At 44.0% G+C, this 17,320-nt stretch carries 11 protein-coding genes; 9 read left to right on the top strand and 2 right to left on the bottom strand.

The window, feature by feature from the left end:
- Window positions 1-8 precede the first annotated feature (8 nt).
- The gene (locus LCD34_RS00055; protein ID WP_008346586.1) at window positions 9-1,211 is read right to left on the bottom strand and encodes a nitrate/nitrite transporter; all 1,203 of its coding nucleotides are present in this window, start codon (window positions 1,209-1,211) and stop codon (window positions 9-11) included.
- A 169-nt stretch (window positions 1,212-1,380) separates the two neighbouring features.
- Here LCD34_RS00055 and nirB (LCD34_RS00050) point away from each other — a divergent pair, with 169 nt between their 5' ends.
- The 9 genes from nirB (LCD34_RS00050) (at window position 1,381) to LCD34_RS00010 (ending at window position 14,092) form a co-directional block, all read left to right on the top strand.
- On the top strand, window positions 1,381-3,642 hold the full coding sequence (nirB, locus tag LCD34_RS00050) for a nitrite reductase large subunit NirB (protein ID WP_224558370.1): 2,262 nt from the start codon (window positions 1,381-1,383) through the stop codon (window positions 3,640-3,642).
- Window positions 3,639-5,777, top strand: a complete 2,139-nt coding sequence (nasC, locus tag LCD34_RS00045; protein WP_008346590.1) for an assimilatory nitrate reductase catalytic subunit NasC — start codon at window positions 3,639-3,641, stop codon at window positions 5,775-5,777. The genes nirB (LCD34_RS00050) and nasC overlap by 4 nt, the downstream gene beginning before the upstream one ends.
- 89 nt (window positions 5,778-5,866) lie before the next feature.
- Window positions 5,867-8,278, top strand: coding sequence for a nitrite reductase large subunit NirB (gene nirB / locus LCD34_RS00040; protein WP_079919252.1), 2,412 nt, complete (start codon window positions 5,867-5,869; stop codon window positions 8,276-8,278).
- A gap of 23 nt (window positions 8,279-8,301) precedes the next feature.
- Complete coding sequence (nirD, locus tag LCD34_RS00035; RefSeq protein WP_008346593.1) at window positions 8,302-8,625, top strand: nitrite reductase small subunit NirD; 324 nt, start codon at window positions 8,302-8,304, stop codon at window positions 8,623-8,625.
- A gap of 66 nt (window positions 8,626-8,691) precedes the next feature.
- Entirely contained in the window at window positions 8,692-9,384 is a 693-nt protein-coding gene (locus LCD34_RS00030) for a DUF421 domain-containing protein (protein WP_008346595.1), read from the top strand.
- Between the two features lie 99 nt (window positions 9,385-9,483).
- Window positions 9,484-10,464, top strand: a complete 981-nt coding sequence (locus tag LCD34_RS00025) for a pectinesterase family protein (protein WP_144626358.1) — start codon at window positions 9,484-9,486, stop codon at window positions 10,462-10,464.
- A 131-nt stretch (window positions 10,465-10,595) separates the two neighbouring features.
- Window positions 10,596-12,080 carry a D-alanyl-D-alanine carboxypeptidase/D-alanyl-D-alanine-endopeptidase gene (gene dacB, locus LCD34_RS00020; protein ID WP_144626213.1) on the top strand — a complete coding sequence of 495 codons (1,485 nt, stop codon included), beginning with the start codon at window positions 10,596-10,598 and terminating at the stop codon, window positions 12,078-12,080.
- 19 nt (window positions 12,081-12,099) lie between these two features.
- Window positions 12,100-13,467, top strand: coding sequence for an MATE family efflux transporter (locus tag LCD34_RS00015; protein ID WP_017358860.1), 1,368 nt, complete (start codon window positions 12,100-12,102; stop codon window positions 13,465-13,467).
- 64 nt (window positions 13,468-13,531) lie between these two features.
- Window positions 13,532-14,092 carry a CatB-related O-acetyltransferase gene (locus LCD34_RS00010; protein ID WP_008346603.1) on the top strand — a complete coding sequence of 187 codons (561 nt, stop codon included), beginning with the start codon at window positions 13,532-13,534 and terminating at the stop codon, window positions 14,090-14,092.
- A gap of 31 nt (window positions 14,093-14,123) precedes the next feature.
- Here the strand turns inward: LCD34_RS00010 and LCD34_RS00005 are convergent, their stop codons facing one another.
- Window positions 14,124-17,312 (bottom strand): BclA C-terminal domain-containing protein, encoded by a 3,189-nt coding sequence (locus tag LCD34_RS00005; protein ID WP_318010724.1) that lies wholly within the window; start codon window positions 17,310-17,312, stop codon window positions 14,124-14,126.
- Window positions 17,313-17,320 lie beyond the last annotated feature (8 nt).

Raw genomic sequence — 17,320 nt, 5'->3', positions numbered from 1 at the left:
ATGGCTTTTTATGATTCAGACATGGTTGGCTGGATAATGACTTTTTTACGTTTGAACTGGGAGACAACCAAACAGAGGAAGACAGCAAGAACAAAAAGAGAAATGGTCAAAAAGCCAAACGTATAGGAGCCCGTCATTTCTTTTAAACTGCCAAGAACGTTTGGTAAAAAGAATCCCCCAATGCCTCCTGCAGCCCCTACAATTCCAGTCACAATCCCAATTTCCTTATGAAACACTTGCGGCACAAGCTGGAACACCGCCCCATTCCCCATACCAAGACACATCATTCCGACAAATAAAAGCGCAATGACCACTGGTAAAGCAGGTAGACTACTCACTGCCCCTAAACAGATACCAATCAAAGCAAATAAACCGAGCAGTACTTTCATCCCGCCAATTTTATCGGCAATCAAACCGCCAACTGGCCGAAAGAAGCTGCCTGCCGCCACGCAAAGCGTCACAAAATCACCGGCATGAATTTTTGAAATCGCATATTGGTCCACAAAGAAAATACTCAAGAAACTTGAAAGGCCGACAAAACCACCGAATGTAATCGCATAAAGCAGGCAGAAAAACCACGTTGTTTTCACTTGAAAGACTGAAAAATAGGACCGAAGCGGCTGAGGGGCGGGCTGGTTTGGTGCATCTTTTGCTGTGAAAATAAAAAACAAAAAGACGAAACTTAAAGGAATAAGAGCGAGCCCCATCACTGTATGCCAGCCATACATCTCCGCAAGCCTTGGTCCAAAGAGTGTCGAGATCAGTGTTCCGCTGTTTCCGGCGCCGGCAATTCCCATCGCTACCCCTTGTAAATGAGGAGGGTACCAGCGGCTTGCCATCGGTAAAGCGACCGCAAAACTCGCACCTGCAACCCCTAATAAAATCCCGATCAGTACTAGCTCTGAAAGGGTTGTACCACCGAAAAACCCCCATATAAGCGGAATGGTGGTCAAAATCATGCCCATCATCGCTGTTTTTTTAGGTCCCATTCGGTCTGTTAATAGGCCTAGCACAATTCGAAAAAAAGATCCGGATAAAATCGGAATGGCTACAATCATGCCTTTTTCTATTGTCGATAAGGCAAAATCTTGTGCAATAAAAGCACCGAGTGCCCCCAGCAAAACCCAAATCATGAAACTCACGTCAAAATATAAAAATGAACCAAACAATGTCTTAGGATGACCACTAGAAGTCAATTCTGAGAGTTTCACAAAACCACTCCTTTATTTTGAATTTTCTGACTTAAAGATAGCGAGTTGATAGAAGGAATGGAAGTATTGTGTTAGAAAAAATGACATGGATAAACACTTTTTTACAAATGTGTGCCATAATCTAGGCAAACATTGCTTTGGCGCAAAAAGCTAGAAAGGTTGATCTCACATGGCAAAACGTAAACTCGTGTTTATCGGAAACGGCATGGCGAGTATGAAATGTATCGAGCATATCGTAAAGAATCAGCCAGAACGCTATTCCATCACGATCATTGGAAAAGAGAAGCACCCGGCCTACAACCGAATAAAACTTTCATCGGTTTTACAAAAAAGTGAATCATTGTCTCAAATTGAACTAAAGCCAAAAGAATGGTACACCAAACATGACATCACCATCCAAACAGGCGAAGCAGTTGTCCACATCGATACAAAGCGTCAATTGCTCATGACAGAAGCACGCCGGAATATCCCGTATGACAAACTGGTTATCGCCACAGGCTCATCGCCTCATTTTCTACCTATACAAGGCGTATCCAAAAAAGGGGTCTATGCTTTTCGTACGATTGACGATTATGAGGCCATTTACGCTGATTCTTTACGCTATGAGCGTGCAGCAGTCATTGGAGGTGGTGTACTTGGTGTGGAAGTGGCCGCTGGTTTACAGATCGCTGGACTGAAGACAACCTTGATTCATCACACGGATTGGCTTATGCAACGCCAATTAGATGAAACCGCTGCAGGGCTTTTGTCTCAACAATTAAGTCGCAAGGGGATTCAGGTAAAAACAAATGCTCATACGATTGCATGTTTAGGAAACGAGAGAGTAGAAGGCGTTCTGTTAAAAAGTGGAGACATCGTGGATGCTGATCTCGTGGTTTTCACAACAGGGGTCCGTCCGAATATAGAGCTTGCAAAACAGCACGGCATTCATACAAGAAAAGCCATTGTTGTAAATGATGTCATGCAGACAAACGTTGAGAATATTTATGCTATTGGAGAATGTGCAGAGCATAAGGGAATGGTGCACGGTCTTGTGCAGCCTATTTATGAACAAGCAAACGTGCTTGCGAATCATTTATTAGATGAACTGGTCACGAATTTACCTCCTGCCATTTATTCAACAAAATTGAAAGCAAATGACATATCTATTTATTCTGCTGGCAGTATTGTAAACCGATACCCCTCCGCTTCAGTGGTGACTTACTTAGATGAAGAACAAGAAGTATATAAAAAACTAGTGTTTGAACATGATGTGCTCACAGGCGTTGTATTAGTTGGTCAACTTGAGAGAGCTGAGCAGCTTTTGCAGGATGTAAAAGTGGGGCGTGATAAAAGCGTAGTCATGAAATCACTGAATGAAGAGCAGATATCCCCTTTAGATTCATTAAAAACAGAGGATCTCATCTGCCAATGCCACACGGTGACGAAGGGAGCGATATTCAAAAGCATATCGGTCCATCAGCTGACAAATTTAGAAGAGATAAAAAAACAGACAGGGGCCGCAACGGGCTGCGGAGGCTGTCAAGAGCTTGTTCGTGCCTGCTGCCATGTCTCATCAAATCAGCTAACGGAAGCACTGGACACGTTTTGCTCGTGCACAAATGTAGAGGAAGAGACCATTTTTTCGTATGTAAAAAAGCAGCAGCCGCTGAATGAAGAGCAAGTAAGAAGACAATTTGATTGGATGACAGATAACGGCTGTGACAAGTGCCGAGCAGCCATTCCATACTATCTTGAGCAGTTTCAAGATCTTTTCGTAAAAGACAGCCCATCAGATCATGAGCACATACTAATGCCTCAGTTATATGGTGGCCGTCTTGATCTGACATTTTTACAGATGATAACCGGATTATTAGAGCAAAAGCAAATTCAGCACGTAGAACTAACGGAGAATAAACGAATTCGGCTGATCGGTATTTCACAAGAGGCCGACCATATTGTAAAAGAACATGGACACATCATGCCACAAGAAAGCAAGAGACTTTCTCATGTTCTATCATGTGATTGTCGTCACGATCCATCTGTCACAACACTTGTCATGGAGATCGAAAGACAACTAGAAAACACGCTTTTACCTGCAGTCACATCGATTCATATCGCTGGTCCTTCCTGCGTATGTCATTTCAGCCCCATCTATGACATCTGCATCAAGAAGCAGCTGGATGAATGGGACATTTATATAGGAGGCAGCATACGTCAACCTAAGGCAGGTCAGCTTTTTTATTCTGTGAGCCGAACGGATGAGCTGATTCCTTTTTTAAAAGCACTGCTTGAAGACTATAGAAAACGTGCATATTTTCAAGAATCTATTGGAGACTGGATCCAAAAAAACGGCATCATTTCCATCCGAGAAAAATTGCTCGATGAGGAAATGAGAGAAGAGCTCTGCGAGCAATTTGAGCAAAGTAGACAAAAGGGTGTGAATGTATGAATCAATCTTTTTTACAATATGTGCAGCAAACATCAGAGCAGCAAGAGCGAAAAAGGGTGTTCCCATCTCAATGTCCGTTTTGCAGTATGCAGTGCAAAATGCAATTAGTCGAGCAGCACGCAGAAGGGCGAACACGCTACCAGACGATAGGTATTCATAATCCAACCACGTTCGGCAGGATCTGTATGAAAGGGCAGCATGCCCACCAGCACGCACTGCACAAGGAACGATTGAATCACCCCCTCATCAAAAGAAACGGTCAATTTGTCAAAGTGACTTGGCAAGAGGCACTTGACGAAATCAAAGCACGCACTCAAACCCTTCAGACGGAACATGGGAACGATGCTATCAGTGTGTATGGTAGTGCATCGATTACAAATGAAGAAGCTTATTTACTCGGAAAATTTGCAAGGGTCGCCCTTAAAACGAAATACATTGATTACAATGGAAGACTGTGTATGTCTTCAGCAGCAACAGCAGCTAACCAAACATTTGGACTTGATCGGGGTCTAACCTTTCCGCTTCGTGACATCAAGCATGCCCGGGTTTTACTATTGGTTGGAACCAATATAGCGGAATGTCAGCCGACCCTCATACCGTATTTGGAAGAAGCTAAAAAGAACGGGGCATTTCTCATCGTGATCGATCCGCGAAAAACAGCAACAGCCAAACTAGCTGACTTACATGTCAGCTTAAGGCCTGGGTCAGATGCTGCACTCGCAAATGGAATCTTACACGTCATGCTTCATGAACAGTTACTAGACGAAGAATTTATTAAAAAACGAACATCAGGTTTTCAAGAAATGAAACAGCATATTTCACACATGTCCCTGCAAGACATTACGCAGCAAACCGGTGTATCGATGAAAGTCATTCAAAAAATAGCGAGAAAATTCGCCCGCGAAAAAACAGGAATGATTCTGACTGCAAGAGGCATTGAGCAGCAAATAGACGGGACAGCATCCGTTCGTAATTTCCTGAATATTCTGCTTGTTACTGGGAAAATTGGCCGGATTGGGTGTGGATATGGTGCCATTACTGGGCAAGGAAATGGACAGGGTGCAAGAGAGCATGGACAAAAAGCAGATCAGCTTCCTGGTTACCGTGATATCACAAACCCAGTACATAGAAAAGAAATGGCCGAAATATGGAAGATCGATGAAAAAGAACTGCCTGGAAAAGGTGTATCTGCTTTTGAAATGTTTGAAAAAATGCAGAAAGGAGAGATAAAAGCGCTCTTTTTAATGTGTTCTAATCCTGTTCAATCAGGTCCGCATGCAAGCTTTATCAAAAAAGCCATCGAGCAGCTGTCCTTTTTTGTCGCAATTGATTTATTTATCTCTGAGACGGCTGCACTCGCAGATGTTATTTTACCAGCTTCGTCATATTTAGAGGACGAAGGGACCATGACGAACATAGAAGGACGCGTTACGCTGAGAGAAGCAACCTATCCACTCAAACACCAAAGAAAGCACGATTGGCAAATCATTTGTGAAATAGCAGCAGTATTAGGCAAAGGCGGCTCTTTTTCTTTTTCATCTGCAGAAGACATCTTTGAGGAATTGAGAACAGCAACGAAAGGAGCCAAAGCCGATTATTCCGGTATGACCTATGACAGGTTAAGGAAGACGCAAGGCATATTATGGCCCTGCTCTCATTTGGAAGACCGAGGAACAGAAAGACTATTTGAGCATCAATTCTCACATCCTGATAAATTAGCAAAATTTGCAGTCGTTGCACATGGACAACAGGGTGCAAAAGAACCAGTCAGTCCAGAATATCCACTCTATTTAACGACCGGCAGGGTGATGGCTCATTACCAAACGGGCGTTCAAACAAGAAAAAGCACCTCTCTTGTTGCCCGGCAGTTTGAAGCTTATGTAGGGCTTCATCCTGACACAGCCGAAGCTTATGGACTTCAGCACGGGGAGCTCGTCACCATCCAGTCAAAACGAGGTAGTGTCATCATGAGGTGCCACATAACAGATAGCATCCGAAAAGATACTGTGTTTGTTCCGTTTCACTGGAATAAACATCAATCAATTAACCTATTAATTGGTAAACAGTTAGATCCACACAGTAAAATGCCAGGTTTTAAATATTGTCCTGTACAGCTGTCAGCCTACGAGAATTGAAAACTATGTGAGAAATTTTAACATGTATTTTCCATCTTTGTTTAGATTATGGTACTTTCTAAAAAACGATCACATGAGGGGTGTTTTTCATGAAAGAAAAACTCGTATTAGTAGGGAATGGTATGGCTGGTATCCGAACGCTCGAAAACATTTTAAAAACAGACAATGAACGATTCGACATGACTGTATTTGGAACTGAGCCGTATCCTAACTATAATCGGATTCTTTTATCGAAAGTTCTCCAAGGGGATACAAAGACAGAGGATATTACGTTAAACGATTGGAATTGGTACAAAGAACATCATATTCAGCTGTTTACAAATGAGACCATTGTGAAGATCGATCCAGACAATCAAACCGTTATGAGTGATCAAGGACGGACCGTGCATTATGACCGTTTAATTTTAGCGACAGGGTCCCTCCCGTTCATCCCGCCCATTCCAGGGAGCGATAAAAAAGGGGTAACAGCTTTTCGTACATTACAAGACACAGAGGAAATGGTCAAAGCATCTATGATGTACAAAAAAGCAGCCGTCATTGGAGGCGGGCTCCTTGGACTTGAAGCCGCGCGTGGTCTACTAAACTTAGGAATGGAAGTGACCGTCATTCATCTTGGCTCTCATCTAATGGACCGGCAGCTCGATCCGGTGGCAGGTCAGCTTCTGCAAGCAGCTTTAGAAAAACAAGGCATGAGCTTTCTATTAGGAAAACAGACAAATGAGATTTTAGGAGATACAAGGGTAGAAGGGCTAACATTTTCAGATGGTTCTACATTAGAGACAGATATGGTGGTCATGGCAGCAGGAATTAAACCGAATCACAAGCTTGCCGAAACGAGCGGCATTGAAGTGAACCGGGGGATTATCGTCAATGATTTCATGGAAACAAGTGTCCCGCGGATTTACGCAGTCGGAGAATGTGTTGAACATAGAGGACAAACGTACGGTCTTGTTGCGCCATTATACGATCAAGCAAACGTGCTTGCGAAGCATGTTTGTGATATGGCCCCGACGCCTTATGAAGGATCTGTACTATCGACACAGCTAAAAGTATCAGGGGTTGATGTATTTTCAGCTGGAGATTTTATCGAAAACGATGAGAAAAAAGCGATTAAAATTTTTGATGAACAGCAAGGTATTTATCAAAAACTAGTCTTCCAGCAAAACCGATTAGTCGGCGCCGTCATGTTTGGAGAAACAAGCGATGGACCACGTTTATTCTCGTACATTAGAGAAGGTGTTGATATGTCAGATATGGAAAAAGTATCTGTCTTAACATCAAATGAGCTGGCGCAAGAAAACACGATTGAACAAATGGCAAACGACCATATCGTTTGTGGCTGTAATGGTGTCTCAAAAGGTCAAATAGTGGCAGCTATTCAAAAAGAAGGCCTAACGACTATACAAGAGGTCAAGCAATGTACAAGTGCTTCTCGGTCATGCGGAGGCTGCCAACCTGTTGTGGAAGAGATTTTATGGCACACTTTAGGCGATGATGCAAACCGCACTGCGCAAAAAGAAACCATCTGCGCCTGCACCACCTTATCAAGAGATGAAGTCATACATGAAATCAAAGAGAAAGGCTTGCAGCATGTCAAAGAAGTGATGAGTGTACTTGACTGGGAAACAGAAGAAGGCTGTTCAAAGTGCCGGCCTGCACTGAATTACTATTTAGGGATGATGTATCCGCTTGACTACAAAGATGAAAAAAGCTCGCGATTTGTGAATGAACGAATGCATGCCAACATCCAAAACGATGGTACCTATTCGGTCGTTCCACGTATGTACGGGGGTGTTACAAATGCAAACGACTTGAGAAAAATAGCTGATGTCGTAGATAAATATGAGATCCCGCTAGTAAAAATGACTGGAGGTCAGCGAATCGACCTTTTAGGTGTCAAAAAAGAAGATTTACCAAAAGTATGGGCTGATTTAGATATGCCGTCTGGTTATGCTTACGGAAAATCATTAAGAACCGTCAAAACTTGTGTTGGAGAACAATTTTGCAGATTCGGAACGCAGGATTCCATTTCTCTTGGGATCGCACTTGAAAAGAAATTTGAAGGACTTGCCACACCGCACAAAGTCAAAATGGCCGTATCAGCCTGTCCAAGAAACTGTGCTGAATCTGGGATTAAAGATCTTGGCATCGTAGGTATCGATGGGGGATTTGAATTGTATGCTGGCGGGAATGGAGGGACACATTTACGAGCTGGAGACTTATTAATGAAAGTAAGTACAGCAGAAGAAGTAGAACAAATGGCCGCAGCCTACCTTCAATATTACAGAGAAACCGCAAATTATTTAGAGAGAACATCCGCTTGGGTTGAACGGCTTGGATTGAATCATATCCAAACGGTCCTGCTAGATGACAAGAAACGTGCAGCACTCATCGAAAGAATGGACATCGCACTTTCAACTTATGAAGAGCCGTGGCAAGAGATTCGAGAGAACGAAACAGAAACAAGACAATTATTTCAAAAGGCAACTGCTTCCGTCTAAATCAATTGAAGGGATGAGATCAGATGACAGTTTCAATTGTAAAAGTTCATATTGGTACAATATCAGATTTCCCGTTGCAGCTAGGGAAAACAGTCGCAGCCGGTCCACTTGAATTAGCTGTTTTTCAAACCTCTAACAAGCAGTTCAAAGCCATTGAAAATCGCTGTCCTCATAAAGGCGGTGTACTAGCTGAAGGAATGGTGAGCGGAGATCATGTCTTCTGTCCAATGCATGATTGGAAAATCAATCTTTCATCAGGAAATGTTCAAGAACCAGATCATGGATGCGTGAAAACATATGAAGCATTGGTTGAGGGAGACGACGTCTTTATTTTACTGCCTTCATAAATGGTTTAGAACCTTCCTTTCCTGTACATGCTGTAAGTACATGCAGTGAGAAAGGAAGGTATATGTGTGCCATTTTTTAATATTTTGATTGAACTCTTTATCGGATTTTTTGCTTTATTTTCCATTACAAAGCTATTAGGGAAAACACAATTTGCACAAATCACGCCGTTTGATTTTATTTCTGCACTGATTTTAGGGGAGATGGTCGGTAACGCCATTTTTGATCCAGAAGTCAGCGTGCTACATATCCTTTTTGCAGTTGCAGTCTGGGGCGTTTTAATCTACACAGTTGAATGGCTTTCACAAAAATTCAAATCCATTCGCGCCTTTTTAGAAGGAAGACCGACTCTTGTGATTGATAAAGGAAAGATTCACTACAATCGATTAAAGAAAAATATGCTCGATTTAAATCAGCTGCAGACACTGATTCGGGCGAAAGGGCATTTTGCTCTTAATGAAATTGAATTTGCCATTTTGGAAACGGATGGGTCTGTGAGTGTGCTTCCGAAAATGAAATATGCACCAGCTACAGCCGAAGATGTGAACGTGAAAGGAAAAGAAGTCACATTGCCTAGAACGTTTATTATCGACGGAGAGATTTTAAAAAAAGATTTAAAGGAAGCTGGATTTGATGAAGCGTGGCTGAGAGAGCAATTGAAAAAGCAGCACATATCCTCCTATAAAGACGTCCTATTTTGTGAATGGATTGAAAATGAAGGAATTTATGCGATGAAATATGAAAAAACATCCACAACCTAACACAGTGGATGTTTTTTTGTGTTTTTTTGTTTTATAACTGAATAGGATCAAAAAGAATACGTCAATGAAAACGTTCACAATATAAGGGGGAGATGTGTGGTGAAGTACGGAAAACGACTGCTGATGATGGTATTGGCCTTACTGCTTTTTGACTCAGCTTATGCGCAAGCAGCTGGACACAACCATCAAACAAACCGTGTGCTTATTGTCGATCAAAAAGGAAATGGGACATTTCGAACAGTTCAATCTGCCATTGATGCGATACCAGTGAACAATCAACAGCAAACGACGATATATATTAAAAATGGTGTGTATAAAGAAAAGATTCTTCTTCCGCAAAATAAGCCGTATGTGTCCTTTATTGGAGAAAATCAGTATCAGACGATTCTGACGTATGATGATACAAATGCAAGCAGCGGGAGCACAACCAATAGCTCTAGTACAATGATTCGGGCAAATCATTTTTATGCAGAAAATATCACGTTTCAAAATACAGCTGGCCGAAACGCAGGGCAGGCGGTTGCCCTTTATGTATCCGGGGACCGGGCTGTGTTTAAACACGTACGTGTTCTCGGGTATCAAGATACACTTTATGCCACTGGCACAGGGAGACAATATTATGAAGATTGTTATATCGAGGGCACGGTTGACTTCATCTTTGGTTCAGCAACGGCTGTATTTAAAAGAGCTGAAATAAAAAGTCTTGGAAATGGGTATATTACAGCGGCATCCACAACAGAAGCGCAAAAGTATGGCTACGTTTTTATTGATTCCACATTAAATAAAGGAACGGCCGCGTCTAAATCTGTGTACTTAGGCCGTCCGTGGAGACCTCATTCGGCTGTCACGTTCCTCCAAACAAAAATGGATGAACATATTAAAGCTGAGGGATGGCATAACTGGGATAATAAAGACAACGAAAAAACGGCTAGATATAAAGAATATGGATCAACGGGCGCAGGGAGTCATGTGGCAAACCGGGTGAAGTGGTCAACGATATTAACAAAAAACGAAGCAAGTCAAATCACCGTTCAAGCCGTGGTTAGCGGAAGCGATGGCTGGAATCCTGAAAAAAGGTAAAAGAGGCCTGTCAGTTTTCGTCAAAGAAAGCTGACTTTTCTGTTTAAAAAACCTTTGAGAACAAACGTTCTTTTGTGTATAATGAACATAATCTGCTAAATTTGGCTGCTTTTTTAAAAAGGAGGGATTGCGTGAAACGTTTCTCACAGGTCATATTTTTACAACTATGTATTTTGTCGATGTTATTTCTCCCTTTTTCAGTGAAAGATGAACAACTAACGGCTCATGATGATCAATCAAATTGGATCAAATCCTTAGACGAATTCATTCGAACAGCACCTGATCTAGAGGGCGCGATTGCTGGCATCAGCGTACGCGATACTTCTGACACTTCCCTTCTTTATGAACATCAAGCGGACATCCGTCTGACTCCTGCTTCTAATATGAAACTACTCACATCTGCTATCGCACTCGATCTACTGGGTGAAACACACACTTTTCCAACAGACGTTTGGATGGATGGTTTAATCCAAAAGAAAACATTGCACGGCAATCTTTATCTCCGAGGCACTGGAGACCCGACATTGTTAGAAAGCGATTTTGCCGCATTAGCCAAACAAGTCAAAAAGGCCGGAATACATACGATTCGTGGACAGCTTGCGGCTGATGATACTTGGTTTGATGACACAAGGTATTCCATCGATCTGCCGTGGAGTGATGAAGATCAATATTACGGCGCTCAAATATCTGCTCTTACTGCTTCACCGAATGAGGATTATGATGCAGGAACGATCATTCTCGAAGTTAAGCCGGGAAAGAAAGCAGGGCAGAAGGCCAGCTATGAGATGATCCCGAAGACTGACATCGCTCTAGTTATCAATCAAGTGAAAACTGTGCCAGAAGGCGGAAAGAAGAAAATATCTTTTAAACGCTCTCACGGTACAAACAAAATTACACTGACTGGGACGATTCCGCTAAAAGCATCCTCGTCTAAACAATGGGTCGCATTATGGGAACCGACAACGTATGCTTTAGACTTAATGAAACGAGCACTAAAGGCTGAGGGGATTCAGCTGAAAGGACCACTCAAAACAAAACAAGTTCCTAAAAAAGCGAAAAAAATCGCTTCCCATTCATCAATGCCTTTGTCCGATCTTCTTGTTCCGATGATGAAATTAAGCAACAATACACATGCAGAAATTCTGTTAAAAGAACTTGGGAAGCGGGTAAAGAACAAAGGAAGTTTTGACAAAGGGCTTGACGTGCTGAATGAACGTCTTCCTGCCTATGGCATCGATGCATCTATGACTGTGTTGAGAGACGGATCAGGCATATCACCCATTAACCTTGTATCTGCAAACCAATTCACGTTATTTTTGACAAACATTCAAAAGGAAAAATGGTTTAACACCTATGTCCATGCACTTCCGTTAGCTGGGGCAAGTGAGCGTATGGTGGGAGGTACATTAAGAAACAGATTGAAAGAACCAGCTACACTAGAAAAAGTGCGTGCAAAAACAGGTACGCTATCAACGGTCAGCACACTATCTGGATATATTGAAACGCAGAGTGGAAAAACACTTGCTTTTTCCATCTTATTGAATCATCTCGTTGATGACGAAAAAGGAAAAGAGATAGAAGACCGCATTGTCAGCATATTAGCTGAGGATCTTTAGACAGAGAAGGAGAACCATCATGACGTTAGATAATAATCAATCTTTAGTAAAAACCATGTCGATCTTTCTAATTCCACTTTTATTAAGCAATATTTTGCAATCAATTGGACAGCTTGTTTCCATTGTGCTTGTCGGTAGATGGATTGGAGAGGATGCAGTAGCTGCGATTTCTGCATTCTTTCCACTTTTCTTTTTACTTGTTTCTTTTTCCATTGGGATTGGATCAGGGAGCTCGATCCTGATTGGACAAGCATACGGAGCAAAAAATGAGCAGAGGTTAAAGGAAATTATCGGTACAACGCTTTCGTTCACCTTTTTAATCGGACTTTCTTTAGCTGTCATTGGAGGTTTTTTTGCCACAGATATTTTACACCTGATGGGGACACCTGCAAATATTGTGGAGGAAAGTGCGGCATATGCCAGAATCCTATTCATCTCCATGCCCATCTTATTTCTTTATTTTGTCTATACAACTTTTTTACGAGGAACAGGAGATTCAAAAACTCCATTTTATTTCTTAATGATTAGTACAGGAACAAATATTTTACTGCTACCGATTTTATTATTCGGCTGGCTTGGTTTACCGGCATTTGGTTTATATGGTGCTGCGTATTCTTCTGTGATTTCTACAATCGTTACGTTTATCATTCTTCATATCTACCTTTATAAAACAAAGCACCCGCTGCGCATTGATGCGTCGGTTAGAAAGCATCTATTGATGAAAGGGGATTTATTAAAAACGCTATTAAAGTTAAGTATCCCTTCTAGTATTAATATGATTCTCATTTCTTTATCAGAAATTGCTGTCATTTCTTTTGTCAACGATTATGGATCACAGGCGACCGCAGCTTATGGCGTTGTTAACCAAGTCGTAAGTTATGTACAGATGCCCGCAGTGAGCCTTGGTATTGCTGTTTCTATCTTCGCCGCACAATTCATTGGCGCAGGAAACATGAATCGTTTGAAAGATGTCATTAAAATTGGGCTGGGGCTAAACTTTGCGATAGGCGGATTGATTATTATTTTCGTCTATATTTTCGCACCACAAATTTTATCTATCTTTTTAACAGATCCTGCAACAATTGATGTTGCATATAGTTTGGTCGTGATCACCCTATGGAGCTATCTCATTTTTGGAACAGCACAAATCGTTGCAGCCACAATGAGAGCAAGTGGCACAGTTCTATGGCCGACCATCTTTAGTATTTGTTCCATTTGGCTTGTTGAAGTACCAGTGGCTTATGTGCTATCACACCATACATCGCTTGGGATCAAAGGAATATGGATAGGATATCCTGCAGCCTTTTTTGTAAACTTATTGCTCCAATACGGCTATTATCGACTGGTATGGAAGAAAAAGCAGATCGTTGCACTTGTCCAATCATAATGTGAGCCTATCATCTGGCATATACATACGAAGATCGATTACTTTGTAGGGGGTCTGATCTTCTATGTTTTTAAATCAAAGAAGTGAGCTCAGTTCGTATGATATCGGTGACTTCACTTATGCCGGACCAGATTTTCAAGTCTTGACGTGGGGAGAAGGAACAACGCTGAATGTAGGGAAGTTTTGTTCCATCGCAAACGAAGTAAAAGTTTTTCTTGGTGGTGAACACCGAACAGATTGGGTCACCACATATCCCTTCAATCAAATTTTCACAGATGCTGCCCATATTAAAGGACATCCACGATCAAAAGGGGATGTGTGTATAGGGCACGATGTTTGGATTGGATATGGAGCAACAATCATGTCAGGAGTACAGATAGGAAACGGGGCAGTCATTGGAGCAAATAGTCTGATTACAAAAGATGTGCCTCCATATGCGATTGTCGCAGGGAACCCGCAGCGGCTCATGAAATATCGGTTTTCTTCGGATATCATTGAAAAACTTCAGTTATTAGAATGGTGGAATTTAGAGTTTTCTTTCATACAGTCTATTTTTCACCTTTTGCAATCTCCTGATATTGACCATTGTATAAGCGTAATTGAAGATAGAAAAAAGAAAGGCTGACAGAGCCTTTCTTTTTTTATCTTCGTCTCACTTAGCTGAGTCTAATGATGGTAAGCGATGCACCGGTTGCACCACCACCTATTAGAATGGCTGTTACAACCGCTCCGAAAAATTGTAATGAAATTGTATTTCCTGCTGTTAAATTGACAATAACTGTATTGCTCATAAAAGTTGTGGATACGGCAGAGGACTGAATTGAACCTGGAATAGCAGTTGATCCATTCAACCATAGCCTTGTGCTCACTAAAAGTGCAGTAGTGGTATTTACTTGATATGTGATATAGTATTTACCTGTTTGCTGGACTGTGAATGTATCATTTGAACCATTCGGCGTAAATCCATTAATATTTTGATTACTTGGTAAAGCAATGTTCGTACCACCAGCAATAGTAATGATTGTAGGACCTGTTGTATTTCCAGCATAAAGTGCCGTATCAGTTGGACCGCTAGCTCCAGTGGCACCAGTGATTCCAGTAGCTCCAGTGGCACCAGTGATTCCAGTAGCTCCAGTTGGACCGGTGCTTCCAGTAGCTCCAGTGGCACCAGTGATTCCAGTAGCTCCAGTTGGACCGGTGCTTCCAGTAGCTCCAGTTGGACCGGTGCTTCCAGTAGCTCCAGTTGGACCGGTGCTTCCGGTAGCTCCAGTTGGACCGGTGCTTCCGGTAGCTCCAGTTGGACCAGTGATTCCAGTTACACCAGTTGCACCGGTTGGTCCAGTATCTCCAGTTACTCCAGTTGCACCGGTAGGCCCAGTATCACCAGTTACTCCAGTCGCACCGGTAGGTCCAGTATCTCCGGTTGCACCAGTAGCACCGGTAGGTCCAGTATCTCCAGTTACTCCAGTCGCACCGGTAGGTCCAGTATCTCCGGTTGCACCAGTAGCACCGGTAGGTCCAGTATCTCCAGTTACACCAGTTACACCGGTAGGTCCAGTATCTCCAGTTACACCAGTTGCACCGGTAGGACCAGTATCACCAGTTACACCAGTTGCACCGGTAGGGCCAGTATCACCAGTCGCACCAGTAGGTCCAGTATCTCCAGTTACTCCAGTTACTCCAGTTACTCCAGTATCTCCGGTTGCACCAGTGGCTCCAGTAGGCCCCGTATCACCAGTAACTCCAGTTACACCAGTATCACCGGTTGGACCCGTATCACCAGTTACACCAGTGGCACCGGTAGGCCCAGTATCTCCAGTTACACCAGTGGCACCGGTAGGCCCAGTATCTCCAGTTACACCAGTGGCACCGGTAGGTCCGGTATCTCCAGTTACACCAGTGGCACCGGTAGAACCCGTATCTCCAGTTACACCAGTGGCACCGGTAGGTCCAGTATCTCCAGTTACACCAGTGGCACCAGTAGGTCCGGTATCACCAGTATCACCGGTAGGCCCGGTATCACCAGTTACACCAGTGGCACCAGTAGGTCCGGTATCACCAGTTACACCAGTGGCACCAGTAGGTCCGGTATCACCAGTTACACCAGTGGCACCAGTAGGCCCAGTATCTCCAGTTACACCAGTGGCTCCGGTAGGGCCAGTAGCTCCAGTTACTCCAGTCGCACCGGTTGGACCAGTAGGTCCGGTATCTCCGGTAGGGCCAGTAGCTCCAGTATCACCAGTTACTCCAGTATCACCGGTAGGTCCGGTATTACCAGTTGCACCAGTAGCACCGGTAGGTCCGGTATCTCCTGTTACACCAGTGGCACCAGTAGGCCCAGTATCACCAGTTACACCAGTGGCACCAGTAGGGCCGGTATCACCAGTTACACCAGTCGCACCAGTAGGCCCAGTATCACCAGTTACACCAGTGGCTCCGGTAGGGCCAGTAGCTCCAGTTACTCCAGTCGCACCGGTTGGACCAGTAGGTCCGGTATCTCCGGTAGGGCCAGTAGCTCCAGTATCACCAGTTACTCCAGTAGCACCGGTAGGTCCGGTATTACCAGTTGCACCAGTAGCACCGGTAGGTCCGGTATCACCAGTTACACCAGTGGCACCAGTAGGCCCAGTATCACCAGTTACACCAGTGGCACCAGTAGGCCCAGTATCACCAGTTACACCAGTGGCACCCGTAGGGCCAGTATCTCCAGTTACTCCAGTAGCACCGGTAGGTCCGGTATCACCAGTATCACCGGTTGGACCAGTAGCACCGGTAGGCCCAGTATCTCCAGTTACACCAGTATCACCAGTAACTCCGGTGGCACCGGTAGGCCCGGTATCTCCAGTAACTCCGGTGGCACCAGTAGGCCCGGTATCACCAGTTACACCAGTATCACCGGTTGGACCAGTATCTCCAGTAACTCCAGTATCACCAGTAGGCCCGGTATCACCAGTTACACCAGTATCACCCGTAGGACCAGTATCTCCAGTTACACCAGTGGCACCCGTAGGGCCAGTATCTCCAGTCGCACCAGTAGGACCAGTATCTCCAGTTACACCAGTATCACCAGTAACTCCGGTGGCACCAGTAGGCCCGGTATCTCCAGTAGCACCAGTGGCTCCAGTATCACCGGTTGGACCAGTAGGTCCGGTATCTCCAGTAACTCCGGTGGCACCGGTTGGACCAGTATCACCAGTAACTCCAGTGGCACCAGTAGGCCCGGTATCACCAGTTACACCAGTATCACCGGTTGGACCAGTAGGTCCGGTATCTCCAGTGGATCCAGTAACTCCGGTGGCACCGGTAGGCCCAGTAGCACCAGTTACACCAGTGGCTCCGGTAGGCCCAGTATCTCCAGTTACTCCAGTGGCACCAGTAGGCCCAGTAGCACCGGTAGGCCCGGTATCTCCAGTTACACCAGTAGCACCGGTAGGCCCAGTAGCACCAGTAACTCCAGTAGCACCAGTAGGCCCGGTATCACCAGTTACTCCAGTAGCACCGGTAGGTCCGGTATCTCCAGTTGATCCTGCTGCAGCCAGTAATGTGTAGTCTGGGGAAGTATCTGGTGTACCTGTCGGTGGTGCAGTATTTACTACATACGTACTGCCATTAAAGGTCACTACTTGCCCTACCGGGTAAGTAGGACTTACTACCGGATCAAACGCTTCAATTCCTGTTAATCCTACACCGGTAGGCCCGGTATCACCAGTTACACCAGTAGCACCGGTAGGTCCGGTATCTCCAGTTGATCCTGCTGCAGCCAGTAATGTGTAGTCTGGGGAAGTATCTGGTGTACCTGTCGGTGGTGCAGTATTTACTACATACGTACTGCCATTAAAGGTCACTACTTGCC

Source organism: Bacillus sp. RAR_M1_44 (assembly GCF_020165935.1).
GTDB lineage: Bacteria > Bacillota > Bacilli > Bacillales > Bacillaceae > Bacillus > Bacillus altitudinis.
This window is presented reverse-complemented; position numbering and strand designations above follow the sequence as displayed.